Below are 14,207 nucleotides of genomic sequence, written 5' to 3' on the forward strand. Positions count from 1 at the left end.
ACGTAAGCTGGTCGTGCGTATCTGCACAAATACGCGGAGAGCCCCGATGCGCCATCTAGCACCGGGGCTCTCTTCGGTTTCCGGCTCGTCACCTTCCCGCCCGATCAGCAGACCCCTAATGTCTACAAAGGTTCCCGGTATGTATACTTCGGCCATGACGAAGCGAGGCCCCCGGGGGCCAGTGCCGATCTACCAGGTGATCGTCAACGCCATCAAGGACGACATCGCCGCCGGCACGCTCAAGCCCGGCCAGGCACTCCCCACAGAAGCCGAGATGTGCACCATCCACCAAGCGTCGCGACTGACAGTGCGCAGGGCCTTGGAGGTGCTGCGCGAGGCAGACGTCATCTACACCATCCGCGCCGATGGCTCCTACGTCGGACCGCGCGACGCTCCGCAGATCCGCGAGCCGCGGGAGTTCGAGAAGATCGCCGCCGACCTCGCAGAGGGCATCAAGCGGGGCGACTACGCGCCGGATCAGGTGCTGCCCTCACAGTTGGAGTTGATCGAGCAGTACGGCGTAGCCAAGAAGACAGCCAGTGCCGCCGTGACTTTGCTTCGTGAGCAAGGGTGGGCGTACACGGTGCCCGCGATCGGCACGTTCGCCGCGCACCGCGATAAATGGCCTACGGAGAGTTGACCTTAGCGTTTGCTGAGAATGCACGCGGCGCGCGATGTAGCCAAAATGTAGACACGGCTGGGTCGCGTGCCTCTTTTATGTCAGCGACCGGTGCTGACCTGCTCTAACTCTTCCGCGTAAATATGCGTAGCGGCTGTGACGTCATTGATGCGCGACCGCTGGCGGGTGATCAGGGTCACCGTCGCGCACGCCACCAGGCACGCCCCTCCCATGACTGCGATGTCGATGCTGCCGACCCTGCCGGTCAGGACGACGTGGACAACGGCCGCGACGAACGCCAGGTTGCCGAGGATGAAGGCCGCCACCAGGGCTGCCACCGCTCGGTTCATTGATCCCGCCTTTCTCGTAAACGATTGCCAGAGCGTTCTATCATCCCGATCCGACAAGTGCGCGCATGACCCAGGGGCGCCATCATCTGGCCATGGCGGGCCAAGCAATCGCAATCCGGCGCAAGTCGATGTCATAGAAGCGACATGTCATCAAGATGCTGCCCGAAAAATGTAGACAATCCCGGGCGAAAGGACTTTTATGGTCACTCTATGGCGTGACGCCTGCGGGTGACTAAATGTCAACTGGGCGTCCGTATCCCTTGTGTTCGTATCGTTCCAACCTCTGGGAGTTCCAACATGTCCACGCTCATGGCAGCGCTTCCGCTCCTGACCAGGTACATCGTCGCTTTCGCCGCTGCGGGCGTGCTCCTGCCGGTGTCCAGTGCTGCCTACGCCGACGACGCTACGCCGACTCCTGGGCTTGGCGTCACGGCGACCGAGCCAGCCACCGCTTCGAGCACTGACGCTCCGGCCGCAGAGTCCTCCAACCCCAGCGGCATCGACACGGCCGGCGGGTCGGCGCAGTACATCCACTTCGGTGGCATGTAGCCGCGCGGCACCACGGCCAGGATGACAGCAGGACCAGCCAGTCAGGGAGAATCATGATCTGCCACGCCATTCGCATGTGGCTTCTCGCCCTGGCCGCGATGTCAGTGGCGGCCTGGGCGGTGACCACCCTTTCGTTCTTCATCCTGTACATCGATAAGGCCAGCGGGACCATGTTCGCGCTGGTGGGCCTGTGGACCGTTGCAGTGCCCGTCCCCGTCACCGTCCAACTCCTCCGCTGGTGGCAGCGGGTTCGTGTGGCCCGCCGAGTGTTCCTTATCGCACGGTAACACAAACGTTTGTTCGAGATGCTGCACGGGGAGATCAGCTCAAGCGCACGCTGAACAACAGCCGCGCCGTCATCGGAAGGAAAGCGACGTGCCGCACCGGATCGCCAGCCTCAGCCTTGAGCAGGAACGCCTCTACCGGCACCTGCTCGCCACCGGCCCTACCAGCACCCACGTGCTGGAGGAGCAGTTCGGGGGCCAGGTCCATGATGACCTGTACGAGCTGACGGTCCGGGGCCTCGTTCATGGAAAACCCTTGATGGCGCGGCGCCCCTCGATCGCAATGAACGGCGTCCTCGTCTCGCGGGAGGAGGAACTGCGGCGCGTTCAGGCGTACGTCGAGGAATTGGACCGCATCTACGACGACGCCCACACGCCCGAGGACGGCGAGGCCGTCACCGTGCTCACGAGCCGTGAGCAGATCCAACACTGGTACGAGACGCTGAACGCCACGGCCGAGCAGGAGATCCTGCAGTTCATCACGCACCCGTTCCTCGCGCTCACATCACCCGCGCAGGCTGGTGCAGCGTCCAGTCCGGATCTTGTAAACCACCGCACCAAGTGCCGCGTCATCGTTGAGTGGAAAACCTTCCAGAGTCAGTCGGCCGTCAAGGGCCTGCACCACTCCCTCGACCGGGGGTGCGAAATCAGGCTTGCTGACAGGCTGCCGCACAAGCTCCTCATCGGGGACGGGCGCCTCGCCATGACGCCCCGCTATCCGCGGGACCGCGGCATCAGCCAGATGATGCTCGTGCGCCCTGGCACGCTGGTGGATTTCCTCGTACAGGTCTTCGAGGCCGAATGGGAGCGAGCACTACCACTTCAGCCCGACCCCGCACGATTCACCGGCGTTGGCACCTTGGATTCCGATGAGATGACGATTGTGGAGATGTTGGCAGGCGGCGCACAGGTCGAGCGCATCGCCAGCGCACTGGGAGTCCACCCACGTACGGTCAACCGCAGGCTCGACGAGCTGAAGCGCAAGGCCGACGTCACTACCTTGTTCCAACTCGGCGCCTACGCGTCGCGCCACTGGCTGAACTAGCTACTTCGGCTTGAGAATCCGCAGTTGCGCATTCGTCGCGTCGAGGGTCGCCTCGATCTGGGCCAGCATGATCGCCTCTATCTGGCTGCGCTGATCGCGGGGAACGCCCTTCAGGCTCCGTATCTGCTGGAGCATCGCCTGAAGCTTCTGCTGCACATGCTCAGGCGTGACGTCCGCGTCGACCGAGCGCAGCGCGGGATCCGCCTTCGTTCGCTCCCGGATCCAGTCGCGGAAGAGTTCGGCCGCCGCAGGCCGTTCTCGCTCGTGCAAATCGTCTGGCGTGATGACGGGCTCGTCCGCCAGGTCGTTGATGGCGGCCGCCATGAGCACGAGTTCGCGGTCGTCTGGGATCTTTTCGCCGGACTCGATGCGTCGCCAGGTGGGCTCGGACAGCGCGTCGCTGGCCAGTTCATTCGCGCGTGCTGTGGCGGCGCGGGCGGAGATGCGCCGCTTAAGCCCTCCCGGATGGTTGCGGCGCTCAATGAGGTACTGAACTACTTCTGAGGGCTGGTTGAGGTCGGCCACGGCGAGTCGGGTGTCCCTTCACGGCATTTGATGCGTCATACGAGTCTGGCGCAACGGTATCAACTGAAGTGTCACTACGTCCGCTGTCACCACAAAGTAAGCAATTACGGAGCGTGACATGCGCGAGGTAGCTGGAGTGACGCGAATGACGCGTCAGATGTTGCATGGTGCGTCGGAGCGCGATAGTGTCGGTTATGTCGGTGTGATCGTGTGCGATCGAAACGGAACGCACAGACGAAACGCCCGGCGAACCAAACCCCCAAGCCACGGAGCGTCATATCGCCATGCCCAACGGCATCCTTCGCTGGGAAGACCCAGCGCCCGTCAAAACCCACATCAACAAGGAGTACGAGCCGATCGCCGCCGAACTTCAGAAGAACCCCAACCGATGGGCTGTCGTCGCAGAAACTCCCGACACCCCCGAGGGCAGGCGTGACGCCAACCGCCTGTACAACGCCGTCAAAAACGGCTACCGCGGCTTCCGCAACGACGACAGCGGAACGTTCCACGCCCGCACCCGCACCATCACCAAGGACGGCGGCGGCAAGGCCGTCCTCGTCCATGTCCAGTACGTTCCCCGCTAACAGCGGTGCCGCAATCAGCATGACCAACGCCACGCAAGCGCCGCCTCCCGACGACCTGGCGCAGCTCATCGCCACAAAAGCTGCCGAGCACTGGAACTACGACGCCAAGTCCGCGCTCACTCGTCTGCTCGCCGACGTCCTCGGCGACTACGACGCCGCCTACCAGCTCGTCGAGGAGACCGGCCGAAAGCTTCTGGCCGCCGAATACGAAGAGGACCCCCAGTGACCCCACCGAGCCCTGCGCTCCCCACACACGCGGAGCTGACCGCCTACCTCGTCGCTCGCAAGACCAATAACCCCCAGCCCACGCCAAGCCAGCCGAGCTACCGCGGCGGACCCGCCCTCGACCCGATGACCGAGGACGAATACCGGTTCGGCTGGTTCGGCCAGGCCGACTATGACGGGCACCTCGGCGGTGGTGCGTGAGCATCACCATCCGCGAGGACGAGCGCGACGAGTACGACCCGAGCCACGCCGTCCCCACCAGCGCAGGCCGCTACTACTGCGACCCGATGCTCAGCCCGGACGACCCCAACCGGATGAAGATCTCCGTCACTAACGCCATCGACCAGCACATGATCGAGGCGCTGGCCCCGGCCGCCGCAAGGGACACCGCGATCTGGCTGATGGACAACCTCCCCGCCGCTAACCGCGCGGCCGCCGACCCCGACGACATGGAAGCGTTCATCAAGCTGGCCAAGGCGCAGTACCGAGTCCAGTGGGACAAGAAGGCCGACCTCGGTTCTCGCGTCCACGCCATCGGCGAAGCGATCAACCTCGGCAAGGCGTACATCCCCGACGAGGAAGCCGAACCGTTCGTCGAGTCCTACAGGCAGTTCCTCGCCGACTTCGGAGTGGACCTGCGCCGCGACATCGTGGCGGCTGAGTGCACCGTACTGAACCGCACGATCCCCTACGGGGGCACGAGCGACATCTGGGCCAACCTGCGGTTCCCCGGCCCGACGTCGCCGATCATCTCGAAGTTCAAGCCGCGCGCGGTTCCGGCCGACCCGCTCCCCACCCCGTCCGGGCTGTGGCTCATCGACATGAAGACCTCGCTGACCAAGCCAGCCAGCGCCGTCTACGAGGACTACGTGCTGCAGCTCGCCGCGCTGCGGAACGCGGAGGTCGCCCTGGTGTGCCCGCCGTCGTGCAGATACGGCGAGACCGACGACCACGACGACAGCCACGAGTTCATCGTGCCCGAGTTCGCGGGCGCGGCGATTCTCAACCTCCGCACGGACGGCTACGGCTTCGTGCCGCTCCCGGCCGACGCGGACGCGTTCACCGCGTTCTGCGGACTGCTCCCGCTCGCGCACTACGTCCACGGGCTCGAACTGCGCGGCTACAAGCCCATCCAGCCCCCGAGCAAGACCACCACCAGGAAGGACGCCGCCTGATGCCCATCGACCCCTCCGTACTGCAGCGCCGCCACTGGCAGGACGGCCGGATCCGCCTCGGCATCAAGAAGATCAGCCGGAACGGCAAGGAGTACCCCAGCAAGATCGACACGTTCCGGTTCACGTCGCCGTCCGAGGACATGATCCGGGGCGTCGCCGAGAAGTACGGCGGCGAGGTCAAGCCGTGGAAGTCGCCGCAGGGCCCGCAGTTCGAGGTCATCACCAACGCACAGCGCATCCCCGTCATCGTCCCGCCCAACGGACTGAGCCAGAACATGGAGCTCTGGGACGGCAAGCTGTGCATCCGCCGCTGCACCGGCGTCGCGATGCAGGCTCCGTTCGTCGGCCCGTGCCTCTGCGGGGCGGACGTCGAACTCAAGAGGCGGCCGTGCAAGCCGCACACCCGACTCGGCGTCTTCTTCAAGGAAGTGCCCAGCCTGGGCCTGTGGCGGCTGGACAGCAAGGGCGGCAACGCTGCAGCCGAGCTGCCGAACGCCGCCGAGTTCCTGGCCCACGCAGGGACGTACGTGGACGCCTGGCTGTACGTGGCCGAGCGCACCGGCTCGTTCCTCGACCCGAAGGACAACGTGGTCAAGGCCACGACGTACATGGTGCCCGGCCTGACGATCGAGGGCATCGGCTTCGACGAACTGATGTCGGGCGAGGTCGCGCGCCGCGCCGAGCTGGGCCGCGGCGGCGGCCAGCGGGCCATCGAGGCCGCGCCCGCGACCGACTACCTCGCGATGATCGAGGCCGCCCCGGACCGAGATGCGGTCGAGGCGATCTGGAGGACGTCCAAACTCGACCAGACCTGGGCGGGCAGGGAGCAGGAAGTGGTAGCCGCAGCCAAGGCGCGCGTCGCCACCTTCCCCCCGCAGCAGGACAAGAACACATCGCAGGGACAACCCGCCCCAGCCGCTACGCCGCCAGACGAGACCAAGGGCCCGCGCGAGGAGCCTCCGGCAGCCTCACCGCCCGGAGAGCAAGACGACGCGTGGGCAGGAGTGATGGCGGCTGCGGCGAGCGACCCTGAAGCCGACCGCATCCGCCAGCACATCATGACCGCGTGGGCGGGCACGACGAGCCAGCTCCACACTGCGTTCCGCGACCGCACCGGCACCACGATGAAGGCCGCGACCCTGCAGCAACTCCAGGACTTCGCCGACAAGCTCGGCCAACCCGCAGCAGGCCCGATCGCGAACGAACCGCGCAAGGCGTCCGAGCGTGCCGAAGCGCTCCTCGAGGCCGCCCGCGCGCAGAACACCGCGGCGGCGGCCGACGACGGCGACGACATCGTGGACGCGGTGGTCGTCGAGGACGAGGAGCAGCCGAAGCCCACCGCCAAGGCGCTGCGCGACCTCGGCGTCTGGTTCGGCGAGGCCGGCGTCACGGGCCACACCGGCAAGGGCTCGGCCGCGACGAACGACGAGGCCCGATTCGCCTGGATCGCCGAGCACATGGGCGTCACCGTCACTTCGACGAAGGACCTCAACGCCGAACGGGTGGACACCGGGATCAAGCTGCTCATGCAGCAGGCCGCCGCCCGCCGCAAGGACCTGCAGCAGCGCATCGTCAACGTCTGGACCGACCTCGGCGGCAACAACCAGCAGCTCTCTGCCGCGTTCGAGCAGCACATGGAGAAGCCAGTCAGCGAGGCTCACAATGCTGATCTGGCAGCGTTCCTGCAGAAGCTCAGCGACGGAGAAGTCACGCCGGGCGGCGGTCAGTGATGCGCCTGACCAACGACCAACGGGCCGCGCTGCGCGCTGACCGGCTCACCCGGCTCAAGCGCGAGCGCGAGCGGCGCGTCACCCTCTTCGCCGAGATCGCGAAGCACGCAGGAGGCTGCGACAACCGCCGCAACTGCCTGCTCTGCAAGGCGTTCGGGCTGCTCGTCGAGTACGTGCCCGAGCCCACGGTCCGCGAGGACTACGAGCAGGTCCGCCACCAGCTCGACGAGCAGCGGGAGCGCCTAGAGCGGATCCGCGACGTGCACCAGGGCTTGTCCCAAGCCGCCCGTCTCGGAACGCCGTTGGCCCGCACGGTCCACGACGCCGCATGGGTCATCCTCGTCCACCTCGCCAACGCCTGGCACGGCGACGAGGCGGAAGACCCGTACGCCCCGCTGAAGCCCGACTACTTCGCCTAACCAACCAGGCCCGGCGTCGCGCCTACCGACGCCGGGTCCGCCCCCGAGGAGCGCCCGATGAAGTCCATCACCGTCGATTACGACGACGTCACCCCCGCCACGATCGAGCACCGGCTGGCCGATCAGGAGACCGTCCTCGCGATGGGTAGCCGCCGCTACCCCGTCGCGCTGCACGACCGGGCCGCCCTTCTGGAGGCCGTGCACATCGCCGACGAGCTGTCCAAGGCCGTCGTCGGCTGGCGCGGCGACATCGTGGCCGCGCTGCAGAAGCTCGACAACGACCGGTACGCCCGCGAGAACGCCACCACCTGACCTCAACATCGTGCCCGGCACCACAGCCACGGGAGTCCGCATGCACAGGGACCCGCACATCACCCAGGAGATCGCCGCCCACATCCTCTTTCACCTCGGCTGCGGCGGCTGGCCCGGCAACACCTTCGTCCAGAAGCTCCTCCAGGCGTTCGACGCCGCTGACGCACCCAACCGTGCTCGGCTCGCCGCCGGGCTCCCGGACTACGCCGCCGCGTACGAACTGGCCAAGTCCCCTGACGGCATCGCGGTCCTCCAGGCTCGCGCCGACACCGACCACTAAGGAAGATCATGAGCCGCTACACCATCCCCAACGCCTCCGAATCACCCGAGGGTCGTGTTATCTCGGTCGGCTGGGACGCCCCCCTCGCGACCTTCTGGGCCACCGCGTTCGACCGTCCGGCCCTCGGCGACGAGGAGGACGTCGAGGAGGACGTCGAGGTCTTTTGGATCGGATACACCCCATGCGAGCTGCCCGACGTCGAATCCCTCGTCACCGCGCTCCGCGCGCACAACGTCGAGGTGCCGCCCTTCACCATGGACGCGCTCCGCAGGGACAAGCCGAGCGAGGGGGAGCACTTCGCGGGCCGGCCCGCGACCAAGCTCATCACCGAGATGACCCGGCCGCACGTCCCCGCCGACCAGCAGGCGCGCATCGACGCCGCCCTGCAGGGCGGTGGCCGATGAACCGCTACAACGACAACACCGGTCTGTGGGGCTGCGGCATCCTCGTCCTCGGCGCACTCATCTTCCTCGCAGTCGGCTTGTTCAAGCTGTCCACCGCCCGCGACGAGACGATCACCGTTGAGGACAAGGAGCGGGTCTGCGACAGCTCCAAGACGTGCCGCTACCTCATCTGGGACCGAGACGGCCACGTGTACGAGAACACCGACGCCTGGCTGTCCCTCAAGTTCGACTCCTCCACCCTGTACGGCGAGCTGAAGGAAGGCCGCACCTACCGCGTCCAAGTCAACGGCTGGCGCGTCCCGGCCACCTCGTCCTACCCGAACATTCTCAGCATCGAGGGCGAGGTCACGAAGTGACGATCGAGATCAAGGTTGAGCCGTACCAGAAGCACCTCATGCTCGGCGTGGCCATCGCATTCTCCGGCGGCCTGATCGTCTTCGGCGGTGTGATGGCGCTCATCCTCGTACCCGCCGGCCTGCTCGCCGCGATCATGTTCGGCTTGATCGTCGGCGCGGAGATGATGCGGCAGGACACCCAGACCGAGATGAACGCACTGCGCGCCCAGTACGAGACCGCGTCCGAACTGGCGTACAAGCTGAACCTGGAGCTGAACGCCGCCGCACAGCGCGCCGAGTCGGCCGAGCGAGACCTGCTCGCCACCGCCGCAGAGAAAACCGCGCTACGCACCCAGCTCGGCGCCCGCGAGGGCGGCACCACGTGAGAGACGTCCTGGCGGCGATCGGCGCGCTCTGCGTGCTGGCCGCCGCCGGGGTGCTCGTTCTGGCGGTGCTCGCCCACCGCGCTGAGCGGCTACGCCTCCGAGGCAACCGCGACCAGCGGGCGGCCCGGCCGGCTGAGCAAGTCGCCGCCAACCCCGCCTTGTGGTCCGACTTCTTCCTTGACCACGACCTGCACAAGGTCCTCAGAACCCCGAAGGAATGGAAACCGTGATCCCCTTCCACGTCGTCGGCCTCGACCTCTCCCTCACCGCCACCGGAATGGCCAACGGCCTCGGATGGTGCGAGAAGGTCGGCCGCGACGGCATCACCAACATGCCCCTGCGCACCAAGTACCGGACGCTCAACGACCTGGCCAGCCGCATCATCGTGCTCAGCAGAGCCGAGCACGCCCACCTCGTCCTCGTCGAGAAGCTGGTGTTCAACCGGCAGGACGGGGGCCGCGGCGGCGCCGGTGAGCGCTCGTACCTCTACTACCGGACGATGGGCATCATCGCGGACGCCGGAGTGCCCATCGTCGAGGTGCCGCAGGCCACGCTGAAGACGTACGCGCTCGGCAAGGGCAGCGGCACCAAGCCCCAGGTCGTCGATTCCATCGCTCGCCGCCTGCCGATGTTCGTCACCGACGGCGACGACAACATGGCCGAGGCCGCGGTGCTCGCCGCGCTCGGTGCCGACCACCTCGGGCACCCCCTGGCTGACATGCCGAAGGCGCACCGGGCCGCGCTGAACAAGCTGACGTGGCCGGAGGTGGCCCAGTGACGCGCGATCTGTACGCCGAAGCCCGACGTCGCTATTGGCAGAAGCGCGACAAGGGGAAGAAGGACGGCACCTGGCGCGGGCTCGTCGATGCGAAGGAGGCGCGCCAGCACGTCCGGGAACTGCACCGGATTTGGCTGGTCAGCTACGAGGCGATCGCCGAGCTTGCGGGAGTCTCGCACACGACGGTGAGGCACCTCGCCGTAGGCAGCGCAACTCGGCAGCTTCCGCCACCGGCACGGGTTGGGGCGCACACGGCCGAAGCGCTTCTCACCGTCACCGTGGACGACCTTCCGGACAACTGCCTGGTCAACGCCACCGGATCTATGCGGCGGATGCGTGCCCTATCGGTCGAGGGGTGGCCCGTGCGGCACGTGGCTGCCCAGATGGATGCTGCCTGGGATGGCCTCAAGCAGCTTCGCCGCGGTGAAAGAACCACAGTCGTCCTACGAACTGCCCGTCTGCTCCGGCGAACGTACGACGAACTGATCCAGCTCGACCCGTACGCGCACTGCCGCAAGACCGTTGTGACGACCCTGCGCAAGCAGGCGGCCACCAGCGGCTGGTATCCGGCCGCTGCATGGGCCGATGCTATCGACGACCCCGAGGCCAAGCCGTGGCAAGTCGTTCGCTGCTCCTACCCGACCTGCATCAACGGGTCGAAGGACGAACGCCTGCTGTGCGACACCCACCTCAAGCTGCTCAAGAAGCGAGGCACCCTCGACGGGGCCCGCCTCATGCGGAACACCCAGGCACTCCTGGAGGACGCCCGGTTCATCCTCGCCACCGACCCGCCCATCAACCCGCACACGCAGCAAATCGACGGGGAACGACTCGCTGAACGGCTCGGCACCAACTGGGAAGCCTTGGAACGCCTCCTGAACCGGGCAGAGCTCAATCTCGCCAAGCTGCGCGAGACAGCATGAGCCGACAGTGGTACCGCAATCAAGCGGACAAGCAGGAGCAACACCCATGAGCGACACGGCGACCGAGGTCATCACCGACGCCCTCACGTCCGCCGCCCCCAACGCCACAGACATCCTCGACGCGCTCGGCAACGCGGGATACCGAGTCATCCGGCCCGAGTCCGGGCCGGCCTGGATCCCCGTCACGCCGAGAAGCGTAGCCAAGGCCGAACGCGTCGCAGCGCTGATCAACAACGGCAAGACGCTGCAGCAGATCGCCGCCGAGACACGGATGTCGCTGCGCCAGGTCGAACGGTACAGCGCCGCCGCCCGCGAAATGGGGCTCACCGGGCGGAGGCGCTGATGCCCAGCCAAAAGGGGTGGCGGAACCGAGCCGCATGCCGGGGACAGGACCTCGCCCTGTTCTTCGGCCCAGGCGAAGGCGAACCCCGCGAAACCCCCAAGCAGAAGAAAGCCCGCATCGAGCGGGCCAAGCAGTTCTGCCGCGCCTGCCCCGTCCTGACCGAATGCCTGGACTTCCATCTGCAGGCCAGCGCAGCGCAATACGGCGTCGCCGGAAGCCTCGACGAAGACGAGCGCAGCGCCTACCGGCGCCGCCTGCAACGCAAAGCAGCACGAGAAAGGAGAACCCCATGCTGACCAAGGCAGCAGCAAAGGCGATGGAAGCGCTGACACAACGCATCTATGACCGTGACCGCACCGACCCCGAGGAACGGGACAGCACTACGGACTTCGCGTTCGAGTTCATCGTCTGGCTCCGCGCCAACGGCTGGGACCACATCCCGCCAACCGTCAAGCCCGCGCCCCCCGCACCGCCGAGCGGGCTCCACGGTCCAGCCATCGCCCGCCAGGCCCTGGCCCAGATCGGCAGGGGAGACGGCGATGGCCGATGACCTCGACGACGACAAGGCGTTGGTGCCGTTCGACGAGTTCGGCAACCTCCTGCGCGCCGCATGGACCCCGGAAGGGGAGATCGTGTGGCGCGCACCGGAGCCGTTCACCGCACGACTCCAGCTCGGCCAGTTCGCGCGCGGACGCGCCGCCGGCTACGTCGTGTGGCTTGACGACGAGAGCCACATGTTCCCCATGTCCATGACGGAATTCGTCGAGACCGTCCGCACGGTCGGCGTCGAGCCCGGCGGCCACGTCGAAGCCGAGTGGATCGCCCACCGCCGCGGCGGCGCGTACGGCATTCAGCTGTACATGTCGCGGCGGGAACGGCGTCAGGTGCGGCGCGGCCATGACTGAGCTGGTGCTGGCACAGCCGTCCGGATGCCGCTGGTGCGGCCTCGCGCAGCGCGACCACTTCCAGCGGTGGTCCCGCTCGGCGGGCTGGCACGGCTGGACCCCACCGACCCAAGACCAGATCAAGCAGCGCATGAAAGCGCGCCGGACCCTTCGGGGCCAGCGCGCCTCTCTCGTGATCATCGACGAGCCCGTGAACTTGGCCGCCATCGAAAGGACCGATATGCCCGCAACCGAGGTGGACCTACGCATGCGCCTGTGGAGGAGGCCCGCCACATGACCAGCAAATCCGACGTCAAGAAGCTCGTCGAAGCCGAGACCGAACGTCTCGGCTTCACGATGCAGCTCGCCAACGGCAAGTGGCTGATCACCAACCCCAACAACGGCCGCACCGGCGAACTCCCGCTGCAGGCCATGGGCCGCGGCCTCGACAACTACAAGACCAAGATCCGCTCCCTGCTGAACGACCACCCCACCAAGCCGTCACCCATGGTCGCCGCCACCGACCAGGCCACCCAGAAAGCCGACACTGTGCCCCGTGAGACCTGGTGGAGCGTCGAAGCGCTCCTCGCCGCCGCCTTCTCCAACGGCCTGAAGCCGTACGTGTCCGGCGGAGTCCTCTACACCCCTGGCCCCGTCGACGCCCAGCCATTCGCCGAGATACTGCACGCCCGCAAGGACGAAGTCATCCGGCACCTCACCAAGAACACCACCGCCACCATCGAAGGAGACACCGACGTGCCGACGATCGGCGACACCGCCCACGTCACCCGGACCCAGCCGCGCGACATCGCTGCCGACGCCGAAGCCCTGTGGGGGCTGCTACGCGAAGCGGCGCAAAAGCAGGGAGACAAGCCGCTGACCAACGGCGGCGTCGTCGGCGTGCAGTGGTGCGGCGCGCTCGCCGACATCATCAAGGCCGCCTGCCCCGACTGGGACACCCTGCACGAGAAGGACGTCCGGCAGTACCTCAACCGGACCGAGCACACCCGCTGTCACCGGCCCCGCGCCAACCCGCCCGTCTGGTGGATCGCGCTGGAGTGGAACGACGGCGGACTCACCATCACCAAGACCACGCCGAAGCCCGATCCCCGCACCGTCGCGGCCGCGGCCGGGGCGAAGGCACCCGAGCGGAAGACCAGCGCGAAGACGCCCCCGGCATCCGCCCCGGCAGTTGAGACCGCGCCGCCGACCACCGCAGGCCCCGCACTACGTGCACTCCTCGGGTTCGAGCAGGCCATCCAGCGGACCGAGGGCGAGCGGGACCAGGCGATCCGCGAACGGGACGAGGCCCGCACCGAGCGCGACCAGGCCCGCGCCGCCCACGCTGGACTCCTCGTCGAACTGGACGAGATGAAGGCCGACCGCGACCAGGTGAAAACGGAACTCGACGCCATCAACGCCGTGTTCGCCCGGTACAACGGAGGCACCGCGTGATCGAACTGTCCGGCCAGGACACGGAGGGGCAGGATGCTGTCTCTTTCTGACCTCAAGCCGTGCCAGGGCAGCAAGACCACGATGCCCCTGCGGCACGCAGGTTCGGCGGACCCGCGCAGAGAGCGGCGCCCAGCTCACTGTGGACCCCACCCCGCACCCGGCTGGCAACACCGCCGTGTGGAGGGACGTCCACAGGGTGCTCCGGTCACGGCGCATCACCGAGGACGAGCCGATCGCCCCGTGGGAGAAGCGGATGATGCCTCACGCCGCCACCTGCACCGGACGACCGCGCGTCCAGACCCCGCCGCCACCGCGGCCCCCGCGCAGACACGCCCCGGCCCGGCGGCTGTATGACCTGCTCGGCGTCGCCAGCACAGCGACCCCGGACGACATCAAGAAGGCATACCGCAGACTGGCCCGCCAGCTCCACCCCGACGTCAACCCCGACCCGGAGGCGGCCGGTCGGTTCCAGGAGGTGGGGGAGGCGTACCACGTCCTGTCCGACCCCGGCCGGCGGCAGACCTACGACGTGACCGGGCGGCCACCACGAGCCGGATGAAAGCTAAAAGCGGTACCGCTATCGTTGCGGGACGCCTCTTCCC

The 14,207-nt window shown here is 67.2% G+C and carries 27 protein-coding genes; 25 read left to right on the forward strand and 2 right to left on the reverse strand.

Translation table 11 applies throughout. From position 1 onward, the window contains the following. Positions 1-154: 154 nt before the first annotated feature. A complete protein-coding gene (locus tag ACZ6S0_RS06740; RefSeq protein ID WP_465914093.1) occupies positions 155-640 on the forward strand; it encodes a GntR family transcriptional regulator in 486 nt (161 codons plus the stop codon). An 80-nt stretch (positions 641-720) separates the two neighbouring features. Here ACZ6S0_RS06740 and ACZ6S0_RS06745 read toward each other — a convergent pair whose 3' ends face one another. Further along, positions 721-957, reverse strand: coding sequence for a hypothetical protein (locus tag ACZ6S0_RS06745; RefSeq protein WP_465914095.1), 237 nt, complete (start codon positions 955-957; stop codon positions 721-723). Positions 958-1,266: 309 nt separating this feature from the next. Here ACZ6S0_RS06745 and ACZ6S0_RS06750 point away from each other — a divergent pair, with 309 nt between their 5' ends. The 3 genes from ACZ6S0_RS06750 (at position 1,267) to ACZ6S0_RS06760 (ending at position 2,847) form a co-directional block, all read left to right on the forward strand. Then, a complete protein-coding gene (locus ACZ6S0_RS06750) occupies positions 1,267-1,518 on the forward strand; it encodes a hypothetical protein (RefSeq protein WP_465914096.1) in 252 nt (83 codons plus the stop codon). A 53-nt stretch (positions 1,519-1,571) separates the two neighbouring features. Further along, positions 1,572-1,805 (forward strand): hypothetical protein, encoded by a 234-nt coding sequence (locus tag ACZ6S0_RS06755; RefSeq protein WP_465914097.1) that lies wholly within the window; start codon positions 1,572-1,574, stop codon positions 1,803-1,805. An 88-nt stretch (positions 1,806-1,893) separates the two neighbouring features. Further along, positions 1,894-2,847, forward strand: coding sequence for a hypothetical protein (locus ACZ6S0_RS06760; protein ID WP_465914101.1), 954 nt, complete (start codon positions 1,894-1,896; stop codon positions 2,845-2,847). Here the strand turns inward: ACZ6S0_RS06760 and ACZ6S0_RS06765 are convergent, their stop codons facing one another. After that, the gene (locus ACZ6S0_RS06765) at positions 2,848-3,372 is read right to left on the reverse strand and encodes a hypothetical protein (RefSeq protein ID WP_465914105.1); all 525 of its coding nucleotides are present in this window, start codon (positions 3,370-3,372) and stop codon (positions 2,848-2,850) included. Between the two features lie 284 nt (positions 3,373-3,656). Here ACZ6S0_RS06765 and ACZ6S0_RS06770 point away from each other — a divergent pair, with 284 nt between their 5' ends. The 21 genes from ACZ6S0_RS06770 to ACZ6S0_RS06870 all read left to right on the forward strand — a co-directional run bounded on the left by ACZ6S0_RS06770 (position 3,657) and on the right by ACZ6S0_RS06870 (position 14,164). After that, positions 3,657-3,956 (forward strand): hypothetical protein, encoded by a 300-nt coding sequence (locus ACZ6S0_RS06770; protein WP_465914109.1) that lies wholly within the window; start codon positions 3,657-3,659, stop codon positions 3,954-3,956. Positions 3,957-3,975: 19 nt separating this feature from the next. Then, on the forward strand, positions 3,976-4,182 hold the full coding sequence (locus tag ACZ6S0_RS06775) for a hypothetical protein (RefSeq protein ID WP_465914112.1): 207 nt from the start codon (positions 3,976-3,978) through the stop codon (positions 4,180-4,182). After that, positions 4,179-4,382, forward strand: coding sequence for a hypothetical protein (locus ACZ6S0_RS06780; RefSeq protein WP_465914115.1), 204 nt, complete (start codon positions 4,179-4,181; stop codon positions 4,380-4,382). The genes ACZ6S0_RS06775 and ACZ6S0_RS06780 overlap by 4 nt, the downstream gene beginning before the upstream one ends. Next, positions 4,379-5,356 carry a hypothetical protein gene (locus ACZ6S0_RS06785; RefSeq protein WP_465914118.1) on the forward strand — a complete coding sequence of 326 codons (978 nt, stop codon included), beginning with the start codon at positions 4,379-4,381 and terminating at the stop codon, positions 5,354-5,356. Before ACZ6S0_RS06780 ends, ACZ6S0_RS06785 begins: the two co-directional genes overlap by 4 nt. Continuing rightward, positions 5,356-7,086, forward strand: coding sequence for a recombination directionality factor (locus ACZ6S0_RS06790; protein ID WP_465914122.1), 1,731 nt, complete (start codon positions 5,356-5,358; stop codon positions 7,084-7,086). The genes ACZ6S0_RS06785 and ACZ6S0_RS06790 overlap by 1 nt, the downstream gene beginning before the upstream one ends. Beyond that, the gene (locus tag ACZ6S0_RS06795) at positions 7,086-7,505 is read left to right on the forward strand and encodes a hypothetical protein (protein ID WP_465914126.1); all 420 of its coding nucleotides are present in this window, start codon (positions 7,086-7,088) and stop codon (positions 7,503-7,505) included. The genes ACZ6S0_RS06790 and ACZ6S0_RS06795 overlap by 1 nt, the downstream gene beginning before the upstream one ends. 57 nt (positions 7,506-7,562) lie before the next feature. Continuing rightward, positions 7,563-7,817: a hypothetical protein gene (locus ACZ6S0_RS06800; protein WP_465914130.1), complete on the forward strand. Its 255-nt coding sequence runs from the start codon at positions 7,563-7,565 to the stop codon at positions 7,815-7,817. Positions 7,818-7,857: 40 nt separating this feature from the next. Further along, a complete protein-coding gene (locus ACZ6S0_RS06805) occupies positions 7,858-8,097 on the forward strand; it encodes a hypothetical protein (protein ID WP_465914134.1) in 240 nt (79 codons plus the stop codon). A gap of 8 nt (positions 8,098-8,105) precedes the next feature. Continuing rightward, positions 8,106-8,501, forward strand: a complete 396-nt coding sequence (locus ACZ6S0_RS06810; RefSeq protein ID WP_465914136.1) for a hypothetical protein — start codon at positions 8,106-8,108, stop codon at positions 8,499-8,501. Then, positions 8,498-8,857, forward strand: coding sequence for a hypothetical protein (locus ACZ6S0_RS06815; protein WP_465914140.1), 360 nt, complete (start codon positions 8,498-8,500; stop codon positions 8,855-8,857). The genes ACZ6S0_RS06810 and ACZ6S0_RS06815 overlap by 4 nt, the downstream gene beginning before the upstream one ends. Then, positions 8,854-9,222, forward strand: coding sequence for a hypothetical protein (locus tag ACZ6S0_RS06820; protein ID WP_465914143.1), 369 nt, complete (start codon positions 8,854-8,856; stop codon positions 9,220-9,222). Before ACZ6S0_RS06815 ends, ACZ6S0_RS06820 begins: the two co-directional genes overlap by 4 nt. Beyond that, entirely contained in the window at positions 9,219-9,452 is a 234-nt protein-coding gene (locus tag ACZ6S0_RS06825) for a hypothetical protein (protein ID WP_465914145.1), read from the forward strand. Before ACZ6S0_RS06820 ends, ACZ6S0_RS06825 begins: the two co-directional genes overlap by 4 nt. Then, a complete protein-coding gene (locus ACZ6S0_RS06830; protein ID WP_465914147.1) occupies positions 9,449-10,000 on the forward strand; it encodes a hypothetical protein in 552 nt (183 codons plus the stop codon). Before ACZ6S0_RS06825 ends, ACZ6S0_RS06830 begins: the two co-directional genes overlap by 4 nt. Continuing rightward, a complete protein-coding gene (locus ACZ6S0_RS06835; RefSeq protein ID WP_465914149.1) occupies positions 9,997-10,923 on the forward strand; it encodes a hypothetical protein in 927 nt (308 codons plus the stop codon). The genes ACZ6S0_RS06830 and ACZ6S0_RS06835 overlap by 4 nt, the downstream gene beginning before the upstream one ends. Before the next feature lie 46 nt (positions 10,924-10,969). Continuing rightward, positions 10,970-11,266 carry a hypothetical protein gene (locus ACZ6S0_RS06840; RefSeq protein WP_465914150.1) on the forward strand — a complete coding sequence of 99 codons (297 nt, stop codon included), beginning with the start codon at positions 10,970-10,972 and terminating at the stop codon, positions 11,264-11,266. Beyond that, entirely contained in the window at positions 11,266-11,562 is a 297-nt protein-coding gene (locus ACZ6S0_RS06845) for a WhiB family transcriptional regulator (RefSeq protein ID WP_465914152.1), read from the forward strand. Before ACZ6S0_RS06840 ends, ACZ6S0_RS06845 begins: the two co-directional genes overlap by 1 nt. After that, a complete protein-coding gene (locus ACZ6S0_RS06850) occupies positions 11,556-11,816 on the forward strand; it encodes a hypothetical protein (RefSeq protein ID WP_465914154.1) in 261 nt (86 codons plus the stop codon). Before ACZ6S0_RS06845 ends, ACZ6S0_RS06850 begins: the two co-directional genes overlap by 7 nt. Continuing rightward, on the forward strand, positions 11,806-12,171 hold the full coding sequence (locus ACZ6S0_RS06855) for a hypothetical protein (protein ID WP_465914155.1): 366 nt from the start codon (positions 11,806-11,808) through the stop codon (positions 12,169-12,171). The genes ACZ6S0_RS06850 and ACZ6S0_RS06855 overlap by 11 nt, the downstream gene beginning before the upstream one ends. Then, the gene (locus ACZ6S0_RS06860) at positions 12,164-12,448 is read left to right on the forward strand and encodes a hypothetical protein (RefSeq protein WP_465914157.1); all 285 of its coding nucleotides are present in this window, start codon (positions 12,164-12,166) and stop codon (positions 12,446-12,448) included. The genes ACZ6S0_RS06855 and ACZ6S0_RS06860 overlap by 8 nt, the downstream gene beginning before the upstream one ends. Continuing rightward, positions 12,445-13,605, forward strand: a complete 1,161-nt coding sequence (locus ACZ6S0_RS06865; protein ID WP_465914159.1) for a hypothetical protein — start codon at positions 12,445-12,447, stop codon at positions 13,603-13,605. Before ACZ6S0_RS06860 ends, ACZ6S0_RS06865 begins: the two co-directional genes overlap by 4 nt. 196 nt (positions 13,606-13,801) lie before the next feature. Then, complete coding sequence (locus tag ACZ6S0_RS06870; RefSeq protein WP_465914163.1) at positions 13,802-14,164, forward strand: DnaJ domain-containing protein; 363 nt, start codon at positions 13,802-13,804, stop codon at positions 14,162-14,164. The last annotated feature ends 43 nt before the right edge of the window (positions 14,165-14,207 follow it).

It is taken from the genome of Nonomuraea sp. NPDC051298, assembly GCF_055586305.1.

Bases quoted from the DNA above. Each gene is read 5' to 3' on its own strand.
- ACZ6S0_RS06740 (WP_465914093.1), top strand. From the start codon at position 155: ATGACGAAGCGAGGCCCCCGGGGGCCAGTGCCGATCTACCAGGTGATC.
- ACZ6S0_RS06750 (WP_465914096.1), top strand. From the start codon at position 1,267: ATGTCCACGCTCATGGCAGCGCTTCCGCTCCTGACCAGGTACATCGTC.
- ACZ6S0_RS06755 (WP_465914097.1), top strand. From the start codon at position 1,572: ATGATCTGCCACGCCATTCGCATGTGGCTTCTCGCCCTGGCCGCGATG.
- ACZ6S0_RS06770 (WP_465914109.1), top strand. From the start codon at position 3,657: ATGCCCAACGGCATCCTTCGCTGGGAAGACCCAGCGCCCGTCAAAACC.
- ACZ6S0_RS06775 (WP_465914112.1), top strand. From the start codon at position 3,976: ATGACCAACGCCACGCAAGCGCCGCCTCCCGACGACCTGGCGCAGCTC.
- ACZ6S0_RS06790 (WP_465914122.1), top strand. From the start codon at position 5,356: ATGCCCATCGACCCCTCCGTACTGCAGCGCCGCCACTGGCAGGACGGC.
- ACZ6S0_RS06795 (WP_465914126.1), top strand. From the start codon at position 7,086: ATGCGCCTGACCAACGACCAACGGGCCGCGCTGCGCGCTGACCGGCTC.
- ACZ6S0_RS06800 (WP_465914130.1), top strand. From the start codon at position 7,563: ATGAAGTCCATCACCGTCGATTACGACGACGTCACCCCCGCCACGATC.
- ACZ6S0_RS06805 (WP_465914134.1), top strand. From the start codon at position 7,858: ATGCACAGGGACCCGCACATCACCCAGGAGATCGCCGCCCACATCCTC.
- ACZ6S0_RS06810 (WP_465914136.1), top strand. From the start codon at position 8,106: ATGAGCCGCTACACCATCCCCAACGCCTCCGAATCACCCGAGGGTCGT.
- ACZ6S0_RS06815 (WP_465914140.1), top strand. From the start codon at position 8,498: ATGAACCGCTACAACGACAACACCGGTCTGTGGGGCTGCGGCATCCTC.
- ACZ6S0_RS06840 (WP_465914150.1), top strand. From the start codon at position 10,970: ATGAGCGACACGGCGACCGAGGTCATCACCGACGCCCTCACGTCCGCC.
- ACZ6S0_RS06845 (WP_465914152.1), top strand. From the start codon at position 11,266: ATGCCCAGCCAAAAGGGGTGGCGGAACCGAGCCGCATGCCGGGGACAG.
- ACZ6S0_RS06850 (WP_465914154.1), top strand. From the start codon at position 11,556: ATGCTGACCAAGGCAGCAGCAAAGGCGATGGAAGCGCTGACACAACGC.
- ACZ6S0_RS06855 (WP_465914155.1), top strand. From the start codon at position 11,806: ATGGCCGATGACCTCGACGACGACAAGGCGTTGGTGCCGTTCGACGAG.
- ACZ6S0_RS06860 (WP_465914157.1), top strand. From the start codon at position 12,164: ATGACTGAGCTGGTGCTGGCACAGCCGTCCGGATGCCGCTGGTGCGGC.
- ACZ6S0_RS06865 (WP_465914159.1), top strand. From the start codon at position 12,445: ATGACCAGCAAATCCGACGTCAAGAAGCTCGTCGAAGCCGAGACCGAA.